At 68.8% G+C, this 22,317-nt stretch carries 20 protein-coding genes and 1 pseudogene; 19 read left to right on the forward strand and 2 right to left on the reverse strand.

Features of this window, described 5'->3' with window-relative positions:
- Positions 1 to 814: 814 nt before the first annotated feature.
- From ITJ49_RS16205 to ITJ49_RS16285, 17 genes and pseudogenes are all read left to right on the forward strand, one after another.
- Positions 815 to 1,612, forward strand: a complete 798-nt coding sequence (locus tag ITJ49_RS16205) for a hypothetical protein (RefSeq protein ID WP_194606604.1) — start codon at positions 815 to 817, stop codon at positions 1,610 to 1,612.
- Positions 1,572 to 2,606, forward strand: a complete 1,035-nt coding sequence (locus ITJ49_RS16210; protein ID WP_194606679.1) for an HAD-IIA family hydrolase — start codon at positions 1,572 to 1,574, stop codon at positions 2,604 to 2,606. Before ITJ49_RS16205 ends, ITJ49_RS16210 begins: the two co-directional genes overlap by 41 nt.
- A gap of 65 nt (positions 2,607 to 2,671) precedes the next feature.
- Positions 2,672 to 2,824 carry a hypothetical protein gene (locus tag ITJ49_RS16215; RefSeq protein WP_194606605.1) on the forward strand — a complete coding sequence of 51 codons (153 nt, stop codon included), beginning with the start codon at positions 2,672 to 2,674 and terminating at the stop codon, positions 2,822 to 2,824.
- The gene (locus ITJ49_RS16220; RefSeq protein ID WP_194606606.1) at positions 2,824 to 3,660 is read left to right on the forward strand and encodes a TlyA family RNA methyltransferase; all 837 of its coding nucleotides are present in this window, start codon (positions 2,824 to 2,826) and stop codon (positions 3,658 to 3,660) included. Before ITJ49_RS16215 ends, ITJ49_RS16220 begins: the two co-directional genes overlap by 1 nt.
- A 4-nt stretch (positions 3,661 to 3,664) precedes the next feature.
- Positions 3,665 to 4,576 (forward strand): NAD kinase, encoded by a 912-nt coding sequence (locus ITJ49_RS16225; RefSeq protein ID WP_055957251.1) that lies wholly within the window; start codon positions 3,665 to 3,667, stop codon positions 4,574 to 4,576.
- Entirely contained in the window at positions 4,577 to 6,304 is a 1,728-nt protein-coding gene (gene recN / locus ITJ49_RS16230; RefSeq protein WP_194606607.1) for a DNA repair protein RecN, read from the forward strand.
- A gap of 48 nt (positions 6,305 to 6,352) precedes the next feature.
- Positions 6,353 to 8,071: a CTP synthase gene (locus ITJ49_RS16235; RefSeq protein WP_370544579.1), complete on the forward strand. Its 1,719-nt coding sequence runs from the start codon at positions 6,353 to 6,355 to the stop codon at positions 8,069 to 8,071.
- Positions 8,072 to 8,075: 4 nt separating this feature from the next.
- A complete protein-coding gene (locus ITJ49_RS16240; protein WP_370544580.1) occupies positions 8,076 to 8,663 on the forward strand; it encodes an NUDIX domain-containing protein in 588 nt (195 codons plus the stop codon).
- A gap of 167 nt (positions 8,664 to 8,830) precedes the next feature.
- Positions 8,831 to 9,817 (forward strand): site-specific tyrosine recombinase XerD, encoded by a 987-nt coding sequence (gene xerD, locus ITJ49_RS16245; RefSeq protein WP_194606608.1) that lies wholly within the window; start codon positions 8,831 to 8,833, stop codon positions 9,815 to 9,817.
- 199 nt (positions 9,818 to 10,016) lie between these two features.
- Positions 10,017 to 10,850 (forward strand): ParA family protein, encoded by an 834-nt coding sequence (locus ITJ49_RS16250; protein WP_055961731.1) that lies wholly within the window; start codon positions 10,017 to 10,019, stop codon positions 10,848 to 10,850.
- Between the two features lie 124 nt (positions 10,851 to 10,974).
- Positions 10,975 to 11,742, forward strand: coding sequence for a ScpA family protein (locus tag ITJ49_RS16255; RefSeq protein ID WP_194606682.1), 768 nt, complete (start codon positions 10,975 to 10,977; stop codon positions 11,740 to 11,742).
- Positions 11,732 to 12,361 (forward strand): SMC-Scp complex subunit ScpB, encoded by a 630-nt coding sequence (scpB, locus tag ITJ49_RS16260; protein ID WP_194606609.1) that lies wholly within the window; start codon positions 11,732 to 11,734, stop codon positions 12,359 to 12,361. The genes ITJ49_RS16255 and scpB overlap by 11 nt, the downstream gene beginning before the upstream one ends.
- Positions 12,351 to 13,128: pseudogene (locus ITJ49_RS16265) on the forward strand (pseudouridine synthase); the annotation flags it as partial. The gene scpB and the pseudogene ITJ49_RS16265, both read left to right, overlap by 11 nt.
- A 409-nt stretch (positions 13,129 to 13,537) precedes the next feature.
- Entirely contained in the window at positions 13,538 to 14,653 is a 1,116-nt protein-coding gene (locus ITJ49_RS16270) for a prephenate dehydrogenase (RefSeq protein WP_194606611.1), read from the forward strand.
- Entirely contained in the window at positions 14,650 to 15,420 is a 771-nt protein-coding gene (cmk, locus tag ITJ49_RS16275; RefSeq protein WP_194606612.1) for a (d)CMP kinase, read from the forward strand. Before ITJ49_RS16270 ends, cmk begins: the two co-directional genes overlap by 4 nt.
- 94 nt (positions 15,421 to 15,514) lie before the next feature.
- Entirely contained in the window at positions 15,515 to 16,984 is a 1,470-nt protein-coding gene (gene der, locus ITJ49_RS16280) for a ribosome biogenesis GTPase Der (RefSeq protein ID WP_370275193.1), read from the forward strand.
- Positions 16,985 to 17,122: 138 nt separating this feature from the next.
- Entirely contained in the window at positions 17,123 to 17,692 is a 570-nt protein-coding gene (locus ITJ49_RS16285) for a hypothetical protein (RefSeq protein WP_194606613.1), read from the forward strand.
- 161 nt (positions 17,693 to 17,853) lie between these two features.
- Here the strand turns inward: ITJ49_RS16285 and ITJ49_RS16290 are convergent, their stop codons facing one another.
- Positions 17,854 to 18,303, reverse strand: a complete 450-nt coding sequence (locus tag ITJ49_RS16290) for a helix-turn-helix domain-containing protein (RefSeq protein WP_194606614.1) — start codon at positions 18,301 to 18,303, stop codon at positions 17,854 to 17,856.
- A gap of 54 nt (positions 18,304 to 18,357) precedes the next feature.
- Here ITJ49_RS16290 and ITJ49_RS16295 point away from each other — a divergent pair, with 54 nt between their 5' ends.
- Together ITJ49_RS16295 and ITJ49_RS16300 are read left to right on the forward strand one after the other, a co-directional pair.
- Positions 18,358 to 19,587, forward strand: a complete 1,230-nt coding sequence (locus tag ITJ49_RS16295) for an MFS transporter (protein ID WP_194606615.1) — start codon at positions 18,358 to 18,360, stop codon at positions 19,585 to 19,587.
- A 70-nt stretch (positions 19,588 to 19,657) separates the two neighbouring features.
- The gene (locus tag ITJ49_RS16300) at positions 19,658 to 21,748 is read left to right on the forward strand and encodes a primary-amine oxidase (protein ID WP_370544581.1); all 2,091 of its coding nucleotides are present in this window, start codon (positions 19,658 to 19,660) and stop codon (positions 21,746 to 21,748) included.
- 77 nt (positions 21,749 to 21,825) lie between these two features.
- On the opposite strand, the gene ITJ49_RS16305 is transcribed toward ITJ49_RS16300, so the two are convergent.
- Entirely contained in the window at positions 21,826 to 22,200 is a 375-nt protein-coding gene (locus ITJ49_RS16305) for a hypothetical protein (protein WP_123943520.1), read from the reverse strand.
- Positions 22,201 to 22,317 lie beyond the last annotated feature (117 nt).

Consider the following 22,317-nt stretch of genomic DNA (forward strand, 5'->3'; position numbering starts at 1 on the left):
TACTGCAAGGGGGACCTTGTGGGAGAGTAGGACACCGCCGGACTCAACTTCAGCAACACCTTGAAAGCCACCCCACCCCGGGGTGGCTTTCTTGCGTTTAACCCACCAACTACGTCACCACGTTGCAGTTTTCCGGGGGCTGTTAGGCTGGCATCACAACACCACAGCAGGCCCTTCGGTCGACGCGTGCCAACGCCACGTCGCCGGAAGAACGAGTCAGGCGCCAACGAGCCGACTCTTCAGAGACTTTTACCCCGAGGAGAACCCCGTGAGCGAGCGCGAAGACGACAACGAGAAGCGTCCGCGACGCGACGGCCGCGGATCGGGCTCTGGTCCAGGGTCTGGGCGCGGTAGCGGTGGCGGAGCTAGGGGCCCCGCCGGTGCCGGGTCAGGACGCGCGGGAAGCGATCGCCCGTGGAGCCCCCGGCCGCCACGAGGTGGTTCGGACCGACCCAATCGCGGAGCGTCTGACCGGCCTGCGACTGGGCGCCCCTCAGGGGAGCGGTCTGATACTCGTCGGCCTCCTCGCGGCGACGGCCCCACGGGAGATTCGCGGCCTCCGTTCCGCAGCGACGACCGGCCCCAGCGCTCGGGAGAGCGGCCCGAGCGAAGCGGTGGGCGCCCCAGCACGGGTGGTCGACCGACGTCAGGCCGTCCCACGACCGGCGGACGGCCCACGGGTGGGCGCCCGACCGGCGGTCGTCCGGGATCCTCGCGTCCGAACGTCCGTGACGACCGCGGAAGCCGCTCGGGCCGCGACTCGCGTGACGGTGGTGGCGAGTGGGAAGACCGCGATCCGCTGGGCCTCCGCTCGGTGCGCCCCCGCCAGTTCGAGCCGCACCTGCCCGACGAGGTGGAGCCGCGCCAGCTCGACAAGGTGGCTCGAGCAGAGTTGAAGACCCTCAGTAAGGAAAACGCCGACTTCGTGGCGCGTCACCTCGTGATGGCGGGCCAGCTGATCGAGGAAGACCCACAGCTCGCGCACCAGCACGCGCAGGCGGCTGGTCGCCGAGCCGGCCGCGTTGCAGTCGTGCGGGAGACGATCGCCATCACGGCATACGCACTCGAGGATTACGCGCTGACTCTTCGTGAGCTTCGTACGTACCGTCGCATCTCGGGCCGGAACGACCAGCTCCCGCTCATGGTCGACAGCGAGCGGGGCCTCGAACGACCCGACAGGGCTCTCGAGCTCGGCCACTCCGTCGATGTCGAGACGCTCGATGTCGGCGTGCGCGTGTCGTTGGCCATCGCCATGTCGGGGGCCCGTCTCGACCTCGACCAGAAAGACGCCGCTCTGCGCGAGCTCGAGATCCCGCAGCTCGATCGTCGCCGCGCGTTCAGCTACAGCCCCGACCTTTTCGATGCCTACGGAACCGTGCTCGAAGAGCTCGGTCGTGAGGCGGAGGCCGCCGAGTGGTACGCCCTGTCACGCCGAGCCAGCGGTGCTCTCTCCGCATCTGATTCTGAGGAAGACCATGAAACTGTCGAGATCGTGGAAGAAGAAATCGAAGGATTCGACGGAGACGACGTCGCAGCCGACGACGAACTCGCAGGATCCGCGGACGACGCCGATGGAGCCGACGACGCAGCCGGCGACGAACCCCGCGACTGAGCCGCGGTTTCCCCTCGCCGGAGTCGACGTCGTGTTGGCGGACCTCGACGGCGTCGTCTACACCGGCCGGAACGCCATCGACCACGCGGTCGACAGTCTCAACCAAGCGGCCGAGTCGGCTCGCGTCGGCTACATCACGAACAACGCGTCGCGGACCGCGGACGCGGTGGCGGGCCAGCTCTCGGGCTTCGGGCTGTCGGTGGCTGCCGACGACGTGGTGACGAGCCCGCAGGCCGCCGTCCGTCTTCTGGCGACCGTCGTGGATCCTGGTGCGCTGATCCTCGTCGTCGGGGGAGAAGGGCTGACCACCGTGGTCGAGGCCGCGGGGTATCGGGTCACGCGATCGGCCGACGACGGACCCGACGGTGTCATTCAGGGTTTCTCTCCCGAGGTGGGCTGGAAAGACCTCGCGGAGGCAGCGTTCGCTCTCGCCGCCGACATCCCGTGGGTCGCGACGAACCAGGATTGGACGATTCCGCAGGAGCGAGGCATCGCGCCCGGCAACGGAACGCTGGTCTCGGCCGTGCATACCGCCGTCGGAAAGCTGCCACTCGTCGCGGGCAAGCCAGAGAAGGCGATCTTTGACGCGGCTCTGGAGCGCTTCTCTGCCTCGAAGCCGCTGTTCATCGGCGACCGCCTCGACACCGACATCATCGGCGCCAACAAGGCGGGCATCCCGTCGGTCTTGGTCTTGACCGGGATCGACAAGGCAAAGCAGGTGCTGGCCGCCCCGACCGACTCTCGGCCCGACTTCATCCTCGGCGATCTGAGGGAACTCCACGAGGAGTACCCGGCGACGATCGAGACGAAGGATCCGACGGGCGCGCGCGTGTTCGAGGTCCGCTCCGCTCGGGTGAAGTTGCACGGAAACGTGGTTACCGTGCTCGACGAAGGGTCGTCGCCGGTCGATCTGCTTCGTGCCGGCTCGGCGGCGGTGTGGGCCAGCGGCCTGATGATCTACGGGATGGTCGTCGACCCCAAGCTGTACGAGTAGCGCCACGGCGAGCCCTGGGGAGGACGCCCCCGGGTGTCAGGGGCAGACGTTAGTGTGGACGGACCATGAGCGATAGCAGGCAATCCGTCGATGAGCTGATCTCGCGACTGACGGTCATCGACCAGCAGCCGCTCGATCAGCGCGCCGGAGCCTTCTCGCAGATCCACGACGAGCTCCGGGCCACCCTCGAAGACGGTCGCGGCCAGGGCGACCGGTGATGGCGTCGTCGTCACCTGACGAAGCCGGCTCGGCTAGCGAGGTATCGCGACTCGACGTGGCCCTGACATCGCGGGGTCTGGCTCGGTCGCGAACGCATGCGCATCGGATCCTTGCCGAGGGTCTCGTGACAGTCGACGGCCGCGCGGTGCTCAAGGCGTCGTTCCCGACCAAGGCCGACGCGACCATCGAGGTCGCGGGTATCGACCACTACGTGAGCCGGGCTGCTCACAAGCTCATCGGGGCCCTCGACGCATTCGGTGTCGATCCGGCGGGTCGGCACGCCCTCGACGTGGGTGCTTCGACAGGTGGATTCACCCAGGTGCTGCTCGAGCGGGGCGTGGCGTCGGTGATCGCCCTCGACGTGGGGCACGGCCAGCTAGTGACGGCGATCCGGAGCGATCCCCGGGTTTCGGTCGTCGAGGGCAGCAACGCGCGCTATCTCGAGGCTGAGGTGCTTCGTGCGGCATCCGACGAAGCCGATCTCATCTCCGTCGTAGTCGGCGACCTCTCGTTCATCTCTCTCACGATGGTGCTGCCAGCGCTCGTGCGGTCGGTAGGGCTCGAGGCCGACTACGTCCTGCTGATCAAACCGCAGTTCGAGGTGGGGCGGCAGGGAATCCGCGAGGGTATCGTCCACGACGCGGGCCTGCGGTCCGACGCCGTTCAGGCGGTTCTCTGGGCTGCTCACGATGTGGGTCTCGGCACCGCCGGCGTTGTTCCGTCGCCCATCGTCGGAACGAACGGCAACCACGAGTACTGCGTGCACCTGAGTGCCCGAGCCGGCACGAATCCGACAGAATGGATCGGTCGGATCGACGAGATGACGAAAGGGTGATCCCATGGAGAGCCAACAGCGGCACATCCTGATCGTCTCGCACACGGGGCGGCGCGATTCGATCGACGCAGCCCTCGACGTCTGCCGAGCCCTCGACGCAGCGGGTCTCGTGCCCGTCTTGCCCCGAGACGAGTTCGACGACATCCGAGCGGCCGAGCCCGCGTTCACGGGCGTGCACCTGCTGGGCGACGACGTTCTCGTCGACGACATCGAATCGGTCATCGTCCTCGGCGGCGACGGGACAATCTTGCGAGCCGCCGAGCTCGTGCGGGGCACCCGGGCGCCGATCGTCGGAGTGAACCTCGGCCACGTCGGCTTCCTCGCCGAGAGCGAGCGCGAAGACCTGCACGACACCGTGCAGCGCGTGGTCGCTCACGACTACGAGGTCGAAGAACGATTCGCGCTCGAGATCGCCGTGATGGTCGACGGGAAGCAGGTCTACGAGACCTGGGCCCTGAACGAGGCCACGGTCGAGAAGGCCTCGCGCGAACGCATGCTCGAGGTTGTTATCGAGGTCGACGGGCGACCGCTCTCGTCGTTCGGCTGCGACGGCGTGGTCATGTCGACTCCGACCGGCTCGACGGCCTACAACTTCTCGGCCGGCGGGCCCGTCGTGTGGCCGGAGGTCGAGGCGATGATCCTCGTTCCGCTCAGCGCCCACGCACTGTTCGCGCGACCTCTTGTCGTCGGGCCCCAGTCCACCTTCGCCGTGGAGGTACTGAGCCGGACCGACGGCTCAGGCGTGCTCTGGTGCGACGGCCGCCGCGCACACACCCTCGAGCCCGGAGCCCGAGTCGTCGCCCGCCGATCGGCCCAGCCCGTCCGTCTGGCTCGCCTGCGGACGGCGCCGTTCACCGATCGCCTCGTCGCGAAGTTCCACCTGCCGGTCACCGGCTGGAGAGGCCCGCACACCTAAGTGATCGAAGACATCAGCATCCGCGACCTCGGGGTCATCGGGCGAGCCTCCCTGCCCCTCGGCCCCGGTTTCACCGCCGTCACCGGAGAGACCGGCGCGGGCAAGACCATGGTCGTCTCAGCGCTGGGGCTCCTGCTCGGGCAGCGTGCCGATGGCGGTGCCGTGCGGTCCGGGAGCGCCCAGGCGGTTGTCGACGGGCGCTGGTCGGTACCCGACGGGGGTCCGGCCGCTGAGCGCGTGCGCGATGCCGGAGGAGACGTCGACGACGGCGAGCTCCTCCTCAGCCGCATCGTCTCGAGCGAGGGGCGAAGTCGAGCCGTCGTCGGCGGTCGATCGGCGCCGGTCGGCGTGCTCGGCGACCTGGCGGAGCACCTCGTCGTGGTGCACGGGCAATCCGAGCAGATCCGTTTGAAGTCGGCGGCGGCGCAGCGCTCGGCAGTTGACGCCCACGGCGGAAAGAAGCTTGCCAACGTGAGGGCGAGCTACACCGAGGCTTTCGAGAGCTGGCAGAAGGCGGCACGCGAGCTCGAGACGATCACCGGTGATCGAGACGCTCGATCCGCCGAGGCCGACACCCTCCGCGCCGCGATCGACGAAATCGAACGGGTTGGCCCCACGGCCGGCGAAGACGCCGAGCTCGACGCCACCGCCGAGCGCCTGAGCAACGCCGAAGACCTCCGACTCGCGGCCGGCCTCGCGCACGAGGTCCTTTCGACCGACGCGGTCGACGGCACCCGTGACGTCCTGTCGCTCGTCGAAGAAGCGCGCCGCCAGGTCGAGCGGGTGGCGCAGCACGACGCTGAGCTTCAATCGATCGCCGATCTGCTCGCGGAGGTGAGCGTGCAGGTGTCCGACACGTCCGCGCGGTTGTCGAGCTATCTCGGATCCTTGGATGCCGATGTCTCGCGCGAACTCGAGACCGTGCAGGAGCGCCGTGCCGACCTCGGCGCCCTCGTGCGCAAATACGGGCCCACGCTCGACGACGTGATCCAGCTCGTCGCCGACGGATCGGAGCGCCTCGTCGAACTCGACGGCGACGACGATCGAGTGGTCGGTTTGGCCGCGGAGGTTGAGGCCCATCGGGCCGCAGCCGAGGAACTCGCAGGTCGGTTGACGGCGCTCCGCCGCGAATCCGGCGACGATCTAGCGGCGCGAGTGAGCGACGAGCTCGCGGCGCTGGCCATGGCCGGGGCTCAGCTGGTCGTCTCCGTGAGCGACAGGGGAGAGCTTGGCGCATCCGGTGCCGACACCGTCGAGATCCTGCTGCGCCCGCACTCCGGCAGCGAACCGCGGCCCCTCGGGAAGGGGGCGTCGGGCGGCGAACTCTCGCGCGTGATGCTCGCCATCGAGGTCGTCATGGCTGCGTCGAGCGCCGTGCCGACGTTCGTGTTCGATGAGGTCGACGCGGGCGTGGGCGGCGCGGCCGCCATCGAGATCGGCAGGCGCCTGGCGATGCTGGCGGAGCGCGCCCAGGTGATCGTCGTGACGCACCTCGCGCAGGTGGCGGCCTTCGCGACGAACCACCTCCGAGTCGTGAAAGATGCCTCGGGTGAGGTGACCGCCTCCAGCGTGCAGCAGCTCGAAGGCCAGGAGCGCGTCGCCGAGATGGCCCGGCTGCTCTCGGGGCTGCCCGACAGCGAGAGCGGACTCGAGCACGCGCGCGAGTTGCTCGACCTCGCCACCGCCCGTCCGACACGCGCGGGAGTGCGCACCGATACACGGTCGTAACGACCGGAGGCTGTTCGGTGAACCACGAGTGACGTAGGATGGAAGCCCGTGGTGGTCAATCAAAACTCCGGCTCGGTCAACTCCTCAAACGACACGAAGGTCACGAAGCACATCTTCGTCACCGGGGGCGTCGTCTCCTCTCTCGGCAAAGGCCTGACGGCCGCAAGCCTCGGCAATCTGTTGACTGCTCGCGGGCTCCGCGTCGTCATGCAGAAGCTCGACCCGTATCTCAACGTCGACCCGGGAACGATGAACCCGTTCCAGCACGGCGAGGTCTTCGTCACCGATGACGGCGCCGAGACCGACCTCGACATCGGGCACTACGAGCGGTTCCTCGACATCAACCTCAACCAGGGCGCGAACGTCACGACCGGTCAGATCTACTCGACCGTCATCGCGCAGGAGCGCCGGGGCGAGTACCTCGGCGACACCGTGCAGGTCATCCCGCACATCACCGACGAGATCAAGCGTCGCATGCGCCTGCAGGCCTCCGACGAGCCGCAGCCCGACGTCATCATCACCGAGGTCGGCGGCACGGTCGGCGACATCGAGAGCCAGCCGTTCCTCGAGTCGGCCCGTCAGGTGCGTCACGAGCTCGGCCGCAAGAACGTCTTCTTCGTGCACGTGTCGCTGGTCCCGTTCATGGGAGCCTCCGGCGAGCAGAAGACCAAGCCGACGCAGCACTCCGTCGCAGCCCTCCGCGCCATCGGCATCCAGCCCGACGCGCTCGTGCTCCGCAGCGACCGACCCGTCACCGAGTCGAACCGCCGCAAGATCGCGCTGATGTGCGACGTCGACGAAGACGCCGTGGTCAACGCCAAAGACGTGGCCAGCATCTACGAGATCCCGGCCATGCTCAACGAGCAGGGCCTCGACGGCTACATCATCGAGCACCTCGGCCTCGACGAGAAGGCCGGCGCGGTCGACTGGACCGGCTGGAACCCGATTCTCTCGGCCGTCAAAGACCCCAAGCACGAGGTCACGATCGGCCTGGTCGGCAAATACATCGACCTTCCCGACGCCTACCTCTCGGTCACCGAGGCCCTCAAGGCCGGCGGCTTCGCGCACCAGACCAAGGTCGTGCTGCGCTGGATCCCCTCCGACGACTGCGAGACCATCGAGGGCGCCGCGAAGGCGCTCGCCGACGTCGACGGCATCTGCGTTCCCGGCGGTTTCGGTATCCGCGGCATCGAGGGAAAGCTCGGAGCCCTCCGGTTCGCCCGCGAGAACGGCGTCCCGACCCTCGGGCTCTGCCTCGGCCTGCAGTGCATGGTCATCGAATACGCCCGCAACGAGGCCGGCCTCGCCGGGGCGTCGTCGTCGGAGTTCGACCCCGACACCGAGTACCCGGTGATCGCCACGATGGCCGAGCAGGTCGACATCATCGCGGGAGGAGACCTCGGCGGAACCATGCGCCTCGGCCTGTACCCGGCAGCGCTGACCGCCGGATCCTTGGCTTCTGAGGTATATGGCTCGGAGCTCGTCGAAGAGCGCCACCGCCACCGCTACGAGGTCAACAACCACTACCGCGAGCACATCGCCGACGCCGGCCTGGTCTTCTCGGGCACGTCGCCCGACGGCCAGCTCGTCGAGTACGTCGAGCTCGACCGCGCCGAGCACCCGTACTACATCGGCACCCAGGCGCACCCCGAGCTGCGCTCGCGCCCAAATCACGCGCACCCGCTGTTCTCGGGTCTCGTCGAGGCGGCACTCGACCGTCAGAACGCGACGCGGTTGTTCGAGGTCGCCGAGGCCGAGGGTGCCTGAGGGCGTGCCGTCGACCGGGTCTGATCTGCCGGGCGTGCTCGCCGACGACCCGACCGAGGTGGCCGTCACCCGGTCGGACGTCGTGTTCGAGGGCGCGGTCTGGAACATCCGGCGCGAGACGTTCGAGTACGGCGGGTCGGCGATCGTCCGCGAGTACGTGGCGCACACCGGTGCGGTCGGCGTGCTCGCCCAGGACGAAGAGGGGCGGGTGCTGCTCATCAAGCAGTACCGGCACCCGATCCGATCGCGCGACTGGGAGCTGCCTGCCGGCCTTCTCGACATCCCCGGCGAAGATCCTCTCGTGGCGGCCCAGCGTGAACTCGCCGAAGAGACCGACGTGACGGCCTCCGCGTGGGAGCACCTCATCACCTTCAACACGACGCCCGGTGGCAGCGACGAACAGCTGATGGTGTTTCATGCGACCGGTGTCTCGGCGACGGATGCGGCGTTCGAGCGCGAGGCCGAAGAGGCCGACATCGAGGTGCGCTGGGTGCCGCTCGACGAGATCGTCGACGCTGTGCTGGGCGGGACGGTGCACAACTCGATCCTGTGCGTGTCGGCTCTGGCGCTGCAGGCCAAGCTCGCGCGGTAGTTGCCTGTTTTTTGGCCGGGAGCTGAGGCACCCCGGGATGGCCAGACAACCCCTGGATGCCGCGGTGATTCTGGCCACGCGGGGGTGCGCCAGCGTCTGCGCGCCGGCGCGTGTGCGGCAGCGCGTGGGCGGCAGCGCGTGCGCGCCGGCGCGCCTAGCCTGGGGGCATGACCTCGAAGCTCGACGACGCCGTGCAGCGCTACCTGCGGCACGTCACGGTCGAGCGCGGTCTCTCGCCGCACACGGTGGCCGCGTACCGGCGCGACCTCGCGCTGTACGCGACATTCCTCGAGGAGGCGGACATCCAGGATCCTGCCCTCGTCGATTCGGTGCTCGTCGCGGGCTTTCCGGCTGCGCTCGCCACCCGCGAGGTGCCGCTCGCCGCATCGTCGGTGGCGCGCGCACTGTCGAGTGTGAAGGGGCTGCACCGGTTCATCGCCGAGGAGGGCCTGGTTGCCGACGACGTGACCACGAAGGCGCGACCACCGAAGCTGCCGTCGCGGCTGCCGAAGGCGATCACCGTGGCACAGGTCGAGGCGTTGCTCGCAGCGACCGATGGCGACGAACCGACACGGCTCCGTGACAAGGCCCTGCTCGAGCTGCTCTACGCGACCGGCGCGCGCGTGACCGAGGCGGTGTCGCTCAACGTCGACGACGTGATCGAAGGCGACGTGGTGCGGCTGTTCGGCAAGGGTGGCAAACAGCGGATCGTGCCGCTCGGCAGCTACGCCCGGCGGGCCCTCGATGCCTACCTGGTGCGGGCGAGGCCGATCTTCTCGGTGCGGGGGACTGCGACTCCCGCTCTGTTTCTCGGAACACGCGGGGCACGGGTGTCTCGGCAGAACGCCTGGTTGATCATCCAGGCGGCGGCATCCCGGGCGCAGCTCGGATTCGAGGTGTCGCCGCACACGCTCCGGCACTCATTTGCGACGCACCTGCTCGAGGGTGGGGCGGATGTGCGCGTGGTGCAGGAGCTGCTCGGGCACGCGTCGGTGGCGACGACGCAGATCTACACGCTCGTGACCGCGGATGCGCTGCGCGACGCCTACGGGCAGGCGCACCCGCGAGCACGGTGGGCACCGGGGGAGAAGGAGGCCCGGGCTGCCCTCAGTCGTCGGGCCGGCGTCGCCTCGGCAGGAGCCGCTGCGGGGTAGTCCCGTGTTGAGGAGAGGAAGGCAGGTCGACTCCCTGTCAGACGGGCGTCTCCTGCCCGAACTCCCTCGGGCTGAGACGGGCCTCCTTTCGACAGGGCGAGGCAACCCGGGCTGGGCGGGACGCGCCGGTAGGATTGCCCTCGTGAGTACGACGCCGAAATCGACCGAGGCCCCTTCCGCGGAGAGCCCGGCCGTCGAGATGGGGCCGACCGGCCGACCCCGCACGGCCTTTCCGGTGCCGGCCGAGCTTCAGAGCCACGGCCCCGCCCGCATCATCTCGCTCTGCAACCAGAAGGGTGGCGTCGGCAAGACGACGACGACCATCAACCTCGGCGCCTCGCTCGCCGAGTACGGCCGCAAGGTGCTCGCCGTCGACTTCGACCCGCAGGGTGCCTTGAGCGCTGGCCTTGGTGTGCAGACCCACGACGTGCCCACCGTGTACGACCTGCTGATCGGCACGGTCAAGGATCCCCACGAGGTCATCCAGGGCACCAATGTGCCGGGGCTCGACGTCATCCCGGCCAACATTGACCTCTCTGCCGCCGAGGTGCACCTCGTCAACGAGGTGGCTCGCGAGCAGATCCTCGCCCGAGTGCTGCGGAAGGTCCGCGACGATTACGACGTGATCCTCGTCGACTGCCAGCCGTCGCTCGGCATCCTGACGGTGAATGCGCTCACCGCGGCCCACGGGGTGCTGATCCCGCTCGAGTGCGAGTTCTTTGCCCTGCGCGGTGTCGCCCTGCTCGTCGAGACCATCGACAAGGTGCGCGACCGGCTGAACGAAGACATCGAGCTCGACGGCATCCTGCCGACCATGTACGACTCGCGCACGCTTCACAGCCGCGAGGTGCTCGAGCGGGTCGTCGACGCATTCGGCGATCGGGTGCTCGAGACGGTCATCACACGGACGGTCAAGTTTCCCGACGCCTCCGTGGCCGCAAGCCCGATCAATCAGTTCGCGCCGTCGCATCCGGCTGCCGAGGCGTATCGCCAGCTGGCCAGAGAGCTCATCGCCCGTGGCGCCGCAGCCTAGCGAAGAAGCTCTCGCGACCGAGGCCGGCTCCGACGCCGGTTCCGACATCTCGGTCGACGTTCTCACCGACGCCTTCGCCGATGTCTCCGTCGACGTCGAGCCATCGACCGACCAGGCGTTCACGCTGCGTCTCGACAACTTCTCCGGCCCCTTCGATCTCCTCCTCTCGCTGATCACCAAACGCGAGATGGACATCACCGAGATCGCGTTGAGCGAGGTGACCGACGAGTTCCTGTCGTACCTCCGCGGGCTCGACTCCGACGAGGAGCTCGACAAGGCCAGCGAGTTCCTGGTGGTCGCCGCCACCCTCCTCGACCTCAAGGTCGCCGGACTCCTTCCGCAGGGCGAGCTCGTCGACGCCGAAGACGTCGCGCTGCTCGAAGCGCGCGATCTGCTTTTCGCACGCCTCCTCCAGTACCGGGCCTTCAAGCAGGCGGCCGAGTGGTTCGCAACTCGCGGCGAGGCCGAGGGCGATCGACATGCCCGCAGCGTCCGGCTCGAACAGAAGTACCGCGTGTCGATGCCCGAGCTCGTCTGGACCCTGTCGGTCGACGATTTCGCGGCCATCGCGGCGATGGCTTTGACGCCGAAAGAGGCCCCCACCGTGGGGCTCGACCACCTGCACGCGCCTCTCGTGAGCATTCGCGAGCAGGCCGCCATCGTCGTGTCGATGCTCCGGCGCGGTGCCGTGCTGAGCTTCCGCGAGTTGATCGACGGGGTCGACGTGAAGGGGGTCGTCGTGGCGCGGTTCCTCGCGATCCTCGAGTTGTACCGCCACGCGTCGCTGAGCTTCGAACAGCTCGAACCCCTCGGCGAGCTCACCATCCGCTGGACCGCCGAGCACTGGACCGAAGAGAACCTCGCCAACCTGGGGGCCGACTATGACGGATGATGCAGCGCAGACCGACGCGGCGTTCGCTGACGGCCAGGCCCTTCCGACGCCGGGCGTGCCGATCGCTCGCACGCTCGAAGCGATCCTCATGGTCGCCGACGAGCCCCAGAGTCTCGTCTCGCTGGCCACAGCCATTGGGGCACCTGTCGCGGCCGTCCGCCAGGCGATCGAATCGCTCGTGGCTGACTTCGACGGGGTCGACCAGGGCGACGGCGCACCGACGACCCGCCGCGGCTTCGAGCTGCGCGAGGTCGGCGGCGGCTGGCGGTTTTACGTCCGCGAAGAGTTCGACCCCATCGTCCGCGACTTCGTGCTGACGCAGAACCCGACCCGGCTCTCGCAGGCCGCGCTCGAGACGCTCGCGGTGATCGCCTACAAGCAGCCGATCACCCGAGGCGCCATCGCTCAGATCCGTGCCGTCAACGTCGACAGCGTCGTCCGTACGCTGCTCGGCCGCGGACTCATCACCGAATCGTTCACCGACGCCGAGACCGGCGCCATCAACTACGAGACGACCGAGTTGCTGCTGACGCACCTCGGCGTCAACTCCCTCGACGAGCTGCCGCTGATCTCACCGCTGCTCGCCGATGGGCAGGAAGGTTTCGACAATGGCCGATAACGACACCACTCCAGGATCCGAGGCGGCGCCGCAGGGGGAGCGCCTCCAGAAGGTCATGGCTGCGGCGGGCATCGCCAGCCGACGTGTCTCCGAAGACCTGATCGCCGCCGGCCGCGTCACGGTGAACGGCGAGGTCGTCACCTCCGCCGGGCGTCGCGTCGACCCCGCGGTCGACAAGGTCGTCGTCGACGGTCAGGCCGTGCAGCTCGACCCCACGCGGCGCTACCTGATGCTGAACAAGCCGGTCGGCGTCGTGTCGAGCCTCCGCGACGAGCGCGGGCGCCCCGACCTCACCGAGTTCACGCGCCACTACCCCGAGCGGCTCTTCAACGTCGGCCGACTCGATGCCGAGACAAGCGGTCTGCTGATCCTGACGAACGACGGCGAGTTGGCGCACATCCTCGCGCACCCGTCGTTCGGGGTGACCAAGACGTACATCGCCAAGGTCGAAGGATCGATCACACCGACCACGGCGAAGAAGCTCGTCGCGGGCATCGACCTCGACGACGGGCCCATCACGGCCGACTCGGCGCGGGTCGTCGACCGTGGCACCGGGCAGGCGGGTGGCACGAGTATCGTCGAGATCACCCTGCACTCCGGCCGCAACCGCATCGTTCGGCGCATGCTCGACGCGGTCGGGCACCCGGTCGTCGACCTCGTGCGTCGCCAGTTCGGCCCGCTGCACCTTGGTTCGCTGCGCGTCGGCGAGGTGCGCGACCTGACTCGCGACGAGCTCGGCGACATCCTGACGATCGCGCGCGACGCCGGGGTCGGAGCAGCCGAGCCTTCGGCGGTTGCGGCAGCCGCCGTGCAGGAGAGCATGGACGACAGCGGGGTCGAACTCGTGGCGGATGTCGACGACGACGTCGCGGAGTCGGAGAAGGAGTACTACGACGAAGACGACGAGGAATACGAGCCCGACCTCGACGCGCGCGAGGAGAGCCGCCGCGGCCGAGCGAGCGCGCAGGGTGGCAGCGGTCAGAATGGCAGTGGGCAGGGTGGTGCCGGCGGTGGCGCCGGTCAGGCCGACCGCCGCGAGCCCAAGAAGCAGTACGACAGCGACGGCAACCGCCGGGTGGCCGTCAACGGTGACGTGACCGGAGGCCGCGCTACGACGCCGAGCCGACGATCGCAGGTGCGCCGTCAGCAGGAGGAGCGCCGACGGGGAAGCGGCCGGTGAGCTCGACGCACGAGGGCGCTCACGAGCCGAAGCGCCTCGTCGGCCCCGTCCGCATCGTCGGCTCCGGCCTCCTCGGCGCGAGCATCGGCCTCGGCCTCCGGCAGCAGGGCGTCGAGGTCATCCTCGACGACGCCTCGCCGTCGGCCCGCCGCCTGGCGATCGACTACGGCGCAGGCCGCGCTCCCGCCGAGGGGGACGAACCGACCCTGATCGTCGTGTGCGTTCCGCCGGATGTCACAGCCGATATCGTTGGGCGCGAGCTCGCCGACTACCCGAACGCCCTCGTCACCGACGTCGCGAGCGTCAAAGTGGAGCCGCTGCGCGAGCTGGAGCGTCGTGGCGCCGACGTCTCGCGCTACATCGGCTCGCACCCCATGGCCGGGCGTGAACGCGGCGGTCCCATCTCGGCGCGCGCCGACCTCTTCGTCGGACGCCCCTGGGTGATCGCCGGCCACGACGCCATCAGCTACCGCGCCGCGGCCGCTCTCGAAGACCTCGTGCTCGACCTTGGAGCCACCCCGATCGAGATGACGCCGGAAGAGCACGATCGCGGGGTGGCCGTCGTCTCGCACGCGCCCCAGGTGGTCGCCTCGCTCATGGCGGCACGGCTCGGAGATGCCCCGGACGCCTCGCTCGGCCTGGCGGGGCAGGGCGTCAGGGACGTCACACGGATCGCTGCCAGCGACGCCGGCCTGTGGGTGCAGATCCTCGGGGCGAATGCCGGGCACGTCGAAACCGTGCTCCGGGCGCTGAGGGACGATCTCGACGGCGTGATCTCTGCGCTCGCGGCCCCGTCGGATCCTGGGTCGATGCGCGCGATCGCCGAAACCATCGGCCGCGGCAACACGGGTGTCGCCCGCCTGCCCGGCAAGCACGGTCAGAGCACCGTCTTCACCCGGGTGGTCGTCATGGTCGACGACACCCCGGGCCAGCTCGGGCGACTGTTCACCGAGATGGGCGAAGCCGGCATCAACCTCGAAGACCTCCGTCTCGAGCACTCGCCCGGCGCACAGTTCGGCCTTGCCGAAGTGAGCGTCGTGCCCGAACACGAAGAACGACTGATCGACGAACTCGTCCGGCGCGGCTGGACCATTGCAGGAGCACAGGCATGACGAACCCCGACCTTCCCGAGACCTCAGAAGAGCTACGCGACTTCAAAGCGGACCTCCTCTGGCGGTATCGCTCGAGCAGCCTCTACCGCCCCGTCGTCGTCGCGGTCGACGGCCCCGCGGGCAGCGGCAAGTCGAGCGTCAGCCGGGCGACGGCGGTGGCACTCGGCTTCGACTACCAAGACACCGGTGCGGCCTACCGGGCGTTCGCCCTCCATGCCGTGCGGGCGGGTGCCGACCTGTCTGACGCTGCGGCCGTCGTCGCGGCGATCCCGACGTTCGACTATGAGATCGGCACCGATCCGGGTGACTACTTCGTCCGGATTTCAGGATCCGACGTGACCGACGAGATCCGGACGCCCCGGGTCACGCAGTCGGTCGCCTCCGTCTCGAAGCTCCCCGAGGTGCGGAGCCACCTGGTCGAGGTGTTCCGCGGCATCATCGCCGGCACCGAGAAGCCCGGCATCGTGACCGAGGGGCGTGACATCACGACGGTCGTCGCGCCGGATGCGCAGGTGCGGATCCTGCTCACGGCCACCGAAGAGGCTAGAATGGCCAGGCGTTCCGCAGAGATCACGGGGCAGAGTGCCGAAGAAACTGCCCGGCAGCTGTCGAAGAGAGATCAGCAGGACAGCAAGGTGGTCGACTTCATGACAGCCGCAGAAGGCGTCACGACCCTCGATTCCACTCATCTCGACTTCGATCAGACCGTCTCGGCCATGGTCGAGCTCGTCCGTTCCACTGCCACGGCGCCCGCGCCCCAGGCATGACCGGAGAGCACCCACGTAGCTAGGAGCCACCATGGCGAACGACAAAGACAGCGCCTCTTCGGGCGACCGCGATTTTCCTGAGTTCGACGACTCGATGGCCGATCGCCTCGCGACCCTCGACGACGTCGATGCTGAACAGCGTGCATCTGCCCTGCGTCAGGGGCTGACCGACTACGAGCTCGACGACGAAGACCTCGACGTGCTCGAAGCGGGCGAGTGGGATCCCAACGCGATCACCTACGCTCCCGCCCTGCCGGTGCTCGCGATCGTCGGTCGACCCAACGTCGGCAAGTCGCAGCTCGTCAACCGCATCATCGGCCGCCGCGAGGCCGTCGTCGAAGACAAGCCGGGTGTCACCCGCGACCGCGTCTCGTACAAGGCTGAGTGGGCCGGGCGCCGCTACACGATCGTCGACACGGGCGGGTGGGAGCCCGACGCCCTCGGCATCGACGCTTCCGTCGCCATGCAGGCCGAGATCGCCGTCGACCTGGCTGACGCCGTCCTCTTCGTCGTCGACGTCAACGTCGGTGCCACGTCGACCGACGAGCACGTCGTCCGCATGCTGCGCGCCACCCACAAGCCCGTGATCCTCGTCGCCAACAAGACCGACGACGACCGCAAGGCGATCCAGGCCTCCGAGCTCTGGAGCCTCGGCCTCGGTGAGCCGTTCCCCGTCTCGGCGCTGCACGGCCGCGGCGTCGCCGACCTCCTCGACAAGGCGATGGCCACGCTGCCCGCCGTGTCGAAGGTCGCCAAAGAGGAGATCGGCGGGCCCCGCCGCGTCGCCATCCTCGGCCGCCCGAACGTCGGCAAGTCGTCGCTGCTCAACCGCGCCGCGGGTGAAGAGCGAGTCGTCGTCAACGAGATGGCCGGCACGACCCGCGACCCGGTCGACGAGCAGGTGTCGATCGGCGGTCGCATCTGGACCTTCGTCGACACCGCCGGAATCCGCAAGCGCGTCCACCTGCAGCAGGGCGCCGACTTCTACGCGTCGCTCCGCACCTCGGCCGCTCTCGAGAAGGCCGAGGTCGCCGTCGTCGTGCTCGACGTCACCGAGCCCATCTCGACTCAAGACCTCCGCATCATCGACCTCGTGCTCGAGTCCGGCCGAGCACTCGTGCTGGCCTTCAACAAATGGGACCTCCTCGACGACGACCGCCGCCGCTACCTCGAGCGCGAGATCGATCAAGACCTCGACCATGTCTCGTGGGCCCCGCGCGTCAACATCTCGGCCAAGACCGGCCGCCACCTCGAGAAGCTCGTGCCCGCGCTCGAGCTCGCGCTTGAGTCGTGGGACACCCGCGTGCCCACCGGCAAGTTCAACGCTTTGCTCGCCGAGCTCACGCAGGAGCACCCGCACCCCGTCCGCGGTGGCAAGCAGCCCCGGATCCTGTTCGGCACCCAGGCGGCCAACCGCCCGCCGACGTTCGTGCTGTTCACGACCGGGTTCCTCGACCCGCAGTACCGCCGGTTCATCACGCGTCGTCTGCGCGAGATCTTCGGGTTCGAGGGCACTCCGATCACGGTCAACATGCGAGTGCGCGAGAAGCGCAAGCGCTCCTGATCTCTGGAATGGCGGTCAGCGTCGTTCACCGGGAGCGGCAAGCGCCTTCGGCGATGCAGAGCCGACGCCTGCCACGTTCTGAAGGGCCGCTGACGCGGCCACGGGCGGGGAGGGTTCGTCGTCTGGGATGATAGGCGTATGGCCACCGCATCGACGCCGCCGCCCGGCACGCTGGGCGCACTCGTCGATCGGCTGTTCGCGACGTTCCGCGTCGACCGTCTCGCCGGGGGGCGGCAGCACGCTTATGTCGTGCGCGAAGACATGCGTCGGCACCCGCGCACGGTGCGGTCGTTCAAGGCGATCCGCTGGCTCCTCGTCGGCGAGACGGTGGTCGGCCTCGCGGCGGTCGCGATCGCGACTGTGCTTGCGTCGCACGGCGTGCACGTGCCGTGGGCTGTCTGGTTCCGGTCGACGGTGGTGCTGCTGATCACGCTGTCGCTGTACGTGTTCGCGTGGCGCGCCCAGCTCGGCTACTACTGGGCGTTTGCACGGCTGCGGCTGTTCTCACGGATCTTTCCGCTGGTGACGGTGGTGGTGGCGAGTTTTCCGGGGCTGTACCCGACGTGGATGGTGATCGAGCAGCTCGTGTTCTCAGGGCTGATGGTCGCGATCGCGGTCGTGCTGTCGAACCCGCACCTGCGGACGGTGTTCCCGGCTCCGGTGCGGCGCGGCTCGCGAAAAGTGTTTAGTCGCGATTCGCAGGTTTAGTCGCGCCATACCGCGACTAAACCTGCGAAACGCGACTAGGCGATGGGCCTCGACGGCGTCGCACCCTAGACACGCGTTGCTAACCGAATCACGCATCGCTCGCCGAATAAACGGTTAGCGACGCGTGAAACGGCTAGCGAGACCGGGCGCGCGCGGCGGGGTCAGGCCAAGGGGCGGACGAGCGTCACCTGCGACGCCGGGACGGACGCACCGCCGGCCGTAGCGAACGTCAGGTGCACCGGGTCGCCGGTGTGGGAGTCGAGGTAGCGGACCGTCGTGCCGGAGTCGACGGGGAGGTGATCGGCGCCCCACCGCCCCAGAGCCGCGAGGACCGGCGCCAGCTCGCGGCCGGCGTCGGTGAGGACGTACTCGTCGCGCTCGCGCTCGCCGGGGTCGCGGTAGGTCTGGCGGACGAGCACGCCGCAGTCGACCAGGGTGGCCAACCGCGCAGTGAGGATGTCGGGGGAGACGCCGAGGGAGGCGCGGAACTCGGAGAAGCGGGAGCGGCCGAGGAACGCGTCGCGCACGATCATGAGGGCCCAGCGCTCGCCGAGGACGTCGAGACTGCGGGCGATCCCGCAGGTGGGATCGGGGCACGCGCGTGGTGACATGCCGCCCACCCTACCTCAGTTGGGTTTTCGTAGCCAGCCTGCTACTGTCGCGTCATGCCCGCTTCGACCCGTCAGCCCACGTCTGATCGCCTGGCCTTCTGGACGTGTGCGGCCGTGCTCGCCCTCGCCCTCTGGACGAGCGGTGCGGCGACCCCGGTCTACCCGCTGTACACGGCTGACTGGCACCTTACGGCGCTGCTGACGACGTCGATCTTCGCCGTCTACCCGCTGGTGCTCGTGGTTGTGCTGCTCGTCTTCGGCGACCTTAGCGACACCATCGGTCGGCGGGCCAGCATCCTGCTCGGAGTCGCAGCGTCGATCATCGGCGTGCTGCTGTTCGCGGTCGCGCCGAACGTCGGCTGGCTTCTCGTCGGGCGAGCCTTCATGGGCCTCGGCGTCGGCCTCTCGCTCAGCCCCGCCACGGCGAAGATGATCGACATCGCCGGGCCAGCGAACTCGGCGCGGACCGGCGCCATCAGCACCGCCTCGACCGCCGTCGGGCTCGTCTTCGCGACGCTGCTGGGAGGTGCGCTCGTGCAGTACGCGCCGTTCCCGCTGCACCTGACCTACTGGATCCTGCTCGCTGTCGAGGCCGTTGTGCTCGTCTTCGTCTGGCGGCTCGGCCGCGACCGACCCGCGGATGCTGGTCGGTGGAAGCCTCACGGCATCAGCGTGCCGCGGTCGCTCTGGGGAGCCGTGGCCGCCGCAGCCGTCTGCATCAGTGCCGCGTATGCGCTCGGCGCGGTCGTGCTCTCGCTCGGCGCATCGATCGGCAAACAGCTGATCGGCAGCGACAACGCGTTCGTGACCGGCGCCATCATCGCGCTCTCTATGGGAGTGATCGGCGTCGTGGCTCTCGCGTCGCGTCGCCTGCCGCTCGTCGTCGCCACGCCGGTCGCGTTCGTGGCCACGGTGCTCGCGTTCGTGTCGCTCGTCGCGGCCGGATCGTTGCATTCGCTCGGGCTGTTCCTGGCCTTCTGTGTGCTCGGCGGGGTCGGCTACAGCCTCTTCTTCGCGGCCGGCCTGCAGATCGTCAGCCGCTTCGCGCCGGCTCACCACCGCGCCGGAACCCTCTCGGCCGTCTACCTCGTCGCCTACCTCGTGCAGGGTGCCGCCGCGCTCTGGCTGGGGGCGGAGGCCACCGCGGGCGGCCTCGAGCACGCCGTCGACCTCGGGGCGCCGGTGATCGCCGGGCTGGCACTGGTCGCGCTGGTCGCGGTCGTGGTGCTGGCGGTGCCGCGACGCGGGGCCGGGGCGGCGGCGGGTGGGTCGGCGCGAATCTGAGAGCGATCTAACCTGCGAGTCACACCGGTTACCGCGGGGAGGCGGGCGCCGGGGCGGATCGCTCGCAAATGTGCGAGGGGAAGGGGCGGGACGAGGATCCGGCACAGCCCCGTTGACAGAACGGCAGGCGGGGCCGCCGAACCGGCACCCATCCGCAGTCGCCGCTCCGAGTACGGTCGGGGCCACCACCCGCCGCGCCGCCGAAGGAGCACCGTTGCCTACGCATCCCCTCGAGCCCCTGTCCGCCGACGAGATCTCGGGGGTGTCTCGGATCCTGAAGCGCGATCAGGGACTCCTGAACTCCGCACGATTCGTGTTCATCGAGACGTTCGATCCGCCGAAGTCGGTCGTCGTCGACTGGCAGCCGGGTGACGCCTGGGATCGGCAGGGGTTCGCGGTGATCCGCGAGACCGCCGAGCACGCCACCTACGAGGCGATCGTGTCGCTGACCGAGGATCGCGTGGTCTCGTACGAGCACATCGAAGGCGTGCAGCCGCCCATCACCGTCGAGGAGTTCGACAAGTCGGAAGAGCTCGTCCGGGCCGACGTGCGCTGGCAGGAGGCCATGAGGCTCCGTGGCGTCGAGGACTTCGACAGCGCCATGATCGACAAGTGGTCGTCGGGCTACACCGGCGAGAACGATGCGCCCACCCGCAGACTCGCGCGACTGCTGACGTTCGTGCGGCGCGGCCAGTACGACAACGGCTACGCCCACCCCGTCGAGGGACTGATCGTCACGATCGACATGGACGCCTGGGAGGTGCTCGAGGTCACCGACCACGGAGTCGTGCCGCTGCCGCCGACGAACGGCAACTTCGAGGAGGCGCTCTGGTCGCGCGACGGCCAGTACCCGCCGCACGACGCGGCTCGAGCGCCGATGAAGCCCATCGAGATCAGTCAGCCCGAGGGATCCAGCGTCGAGCTCGACGGACACAGCCTCAGCTGGGGCCCCTGGCGGCTCCAGGTCGGCTACACGCCGCGCGAGGGCGTCGTGCTGCAAGACGTGCGGTACCTCGACCACGGCAAGCTGCGGCCGATCCTCTACCGCGGATCGGTGTCGGAGATGTACGTGCCCTACGCCGACCCAGCCGCGACGCACTGGAACAAGAACGTTTTCGACGAGGGCGAGTACGGGCTCGGCGTACTCGCCAACTCGCTGGAGCTCGGCTGCGACTGCGTCGGCGAGATCCTGTACCTCGACGCCGTGGTCAACGATCAGGACGGGTCGCCGCTGGTGATCCCGAACGGCATCTGCATTCACGAGGAAGACGCCGGCATCGGCTGGAAGCACACCGAATACCGCGATGGCCGAGGCGAGGTGCGCCGCAACCGCCGACTCGTCATCTCGTTCTTCGTCACCGTCGGCAACTACGACTACGGTTTCTACTGGAACATCCACCTCGATGGGTCGATCGAGCTCGAAGTGAAGCTCACCGGCATCATCTCGACCGGAGCCCTGCTGCCCGGAGCCGTAGCACCCGGCGACGAGCCGGGGTTCGGGTCGCTCGTGGCGCCGCAGCTCTACGGGCCGCACCACCAGCACTTCTTCTCGGTGCGCCTCGACATGCAGGTCGACGGGCAGCGGAACAACATCTCGGAGCTGAACTCGGCGGGGGTGCCGGCCGGTCCGTCGAACCCGTGGGGGAGTGCGTGGCAGGTCGAGCGGACGCACTTGACTTCAGAGTCAAGCGCCGCACGGGAGGCGTCGCCGCAGACCGCGCGAACGTGGATCGTCACCTCGGCCGACACCGTCAACGGCATCGGCGGCCGCCCCGGCTACCTCATCGAGCCGGGAGCCGCGGCGCCGTTCTTCGCCCTGCCGGGGTCGCAGCAGCGGGAGCGAGGGGCCTTCGCGACGAAGCAGCTCTGGGTCACGGCGTTCGAGCCGCGGCAGCGCTATGCGGCGGGCGAGTACATTGCGCAGCAGCCCGTCGACCAGGGAGTGTCGCGGTTCATCGAGGGCGATCGGCCGCTCGTCGACGCCGATCTCGTGTGCTGGTACACGGTCGGCGTGCACCACGTCGTGCGCCCCGAGGACTGGCCGGTCATGCCCGTGGCCCGGGCCGGATTCCACCTCAAGCCGGTCGGTTTCTTCGACGGCAACCCGATGCTCGACCTGCCGATGGAGCCGATGGGGGACCACTGCGCGCACCACGAGTGAGCGGCTGCGGGCCCCGGGCTCGGCCGCGGGGGAGCGTCGCGGGGGCGCGGATCGACCTGAGGTGGGAGGACGCCGACCTAGTCGACGCTGGGGGCGCGCGTGAGCGTCACGATGGTGCTCCCGGCTTGCGATAACTCGATTGTGTCGTCGTGATTGCGGAAGGTGGCGGTGTACGTCTCGACCGTTCCCGTCTGCGAGACCTTCAGCGTGTAACCGCCGCGGTCGGCCGTACCCGTGATCTGGCACATGCCCGGCTTCGCGATCTCTTTCATCGTGCCGCCGGTGTAGAGCATGTTCGTGCAGTTGCCGTCGTCGCTGATCGTTTTGTTGGGCGAGCCGTCGGAGGCCTTCCAGACGCCGGCGATGTCGGGGTAGCTGGTGGAGCAGCCGGTGAGGCCGAGAGCCAAGGATCCGACGGTGGCGGCGACAAGGACGACGAGCTTCTTCTGCACGGGGCGGCTTTCGGTCTGGGGGGTTCCAGGCTAGCGCTGGTGCGGGGTGGTGCGGTGAGTGCTGCTGGCTGGGGACGCCGCGCTTGTCTCTCGGAGGTCGGTGTTTCTTTTTTCCGG

The organism is Frondihabitans sp. VKM Ac-2883, from assembly GCF_015350875.1.
Classification (GTDB): Bacteria; Actinomycetota; Actinomycetes; order Actinomycetales; family Microbacteriaceae; genus Frondihabitans.